The sequence below is a fragment of the Providencia sp. PROV189 genome, from assembly GCF_028480065.1.
Taxonomy (GTDB): domain Bacteria; phylum Pseudomonadota; class Gammaproteobacteria; order Enterobacterales; family Enterobacteriaceae; genus Providencia; species Providencia stuartii.
The window spans coordinates 1-1,013 of the sequence record NZ_JAMPOG010000086.1 but is presented as its reverse complement, the minus strand read 5'-3'; the positions used below and the strand labels follow the sequence as shown (position 1 = coordinate 1,013).

Annotated in this window: 2 protein-coding genes; both read right to left on the bottom strand. The window is 40.0% G+C overall.

What is annotated here, in order from left to right; translation table 11 throughout:
• Nucleotides 1-11: 11 nt before the first annotated feature.
• A complete protein-coding gene (locus tag PR833_RS20345) occupies nt 12-161 on the bottom strand; it encodes a hypothetical protein (RefSeq protein WP_272526494.1) in 150 nt (49 codons plus the stop codon).
• A gap of 100 nt (nt 162-261) precedes the next feature.
• Complete coding sequence (locus tag PR833_RS20340) at nt 262-1,011, bottom strand: IS5 family transposase (protein WP_272526493.1); 750 nt, start codon at nt 1,009-1,011, stop codon at nt 262-264.
• Between the last annotated feature and the right edge of the window lie 2 nt (nt 1,012-1,013).

The window sequence follows — 1,013 nt, the reverse complement described above, 5'->3', positions numbered from 1 at the left end:
AAGGTCGAGAATTATGAGGCGATGCTGCATCTTGCCTGTGCCATCATTGTCTGGAATAAAATCCTTTTGGGATAGGTTCTTAGTCTGTCCTTAAAACCCGTGATACCTGAAGGTGAATCGGGGTTATTCCACAGGGACATTGAACGAGATGATTGGGTCATTATTGAACTCCTTGGTGAGAGATAAAATTTGCATTTTATTGATATAATAGTTCGTTGTATGTTTGTATTCTAGAGCGTGTTTATCTTTGTAGTGCATATTTCAATCGACCCACATTGGGAGCCACATGATTGAAAATGCTAAAGCAACAACACTTTCATAATTTCGGGCTAATTTGTCATACCGAGTCGCCACCGCTCGATATTTCTTTATTTTTAGGAAGGCATTTTCAACTAAATGACGATATCGATATAAGCACCAATCAATATCTTTATTCCCTTGTTTACTATTCCCTTTTCTTGGGATGACATGCTGACCCCGACGGCTTTTTATCAACTGTCGTAAGGCTTCACAGTCATAGCCTTTATCTGCAATAACAACTTCGGCTTCCGGTGAAGAGGTAACCAATGTTTCTGCATAACTCACATCATGGGCTTGCCCACCTGACAACTCAAAATGAACCGGAAGACCACTGCTATCTACCGCTAAATGTATTTTAGTTGAGTTGCCGCCTCGACTTTTGCCTATAGCCTGCTTTGAAGCATCTTTAACGTTGGCTCCATCTTGATGCGTTTTCACGATACTGGCATCAATAAATAGCCACTGAGGATCATTGAAGCGAGATAGAAATTGGAAAATTTCCATCATTACGCCTTTCTTTGACCAAAGGTTAAAACGTCTAAATACCGTATTCCATTCACCAAATTGACGAGGTAAATCGCGCCATGGAATGCCTGTTCTTATTCGGAATAAAATACCTTCAAGGGTCATTCTATGTTCTGGTTTGTTATAAATACGTCCGGTTAGGTGCATGATCTTTGATAGTAACTTCCAGCTATCATCTGTTAACATAA

What these genes read in the sequence shown, in the direction of transcription:
- PR833_RS20340 (WP_272526493.1), bottom strand. Translation starts at nt 1,011, where the DNA reads ATGTTAACAGATGATAGCTGGAAGTTACTATCAAAGATCATGCACCTA.
- PR833_RS20345 (WP_272526494.1), bottom strand. Translation starts at nt 161, where the DNA reads ATGACCCAATCATCTCGTTCAATGTCCCTGTGGAATAACCCCGATTCA.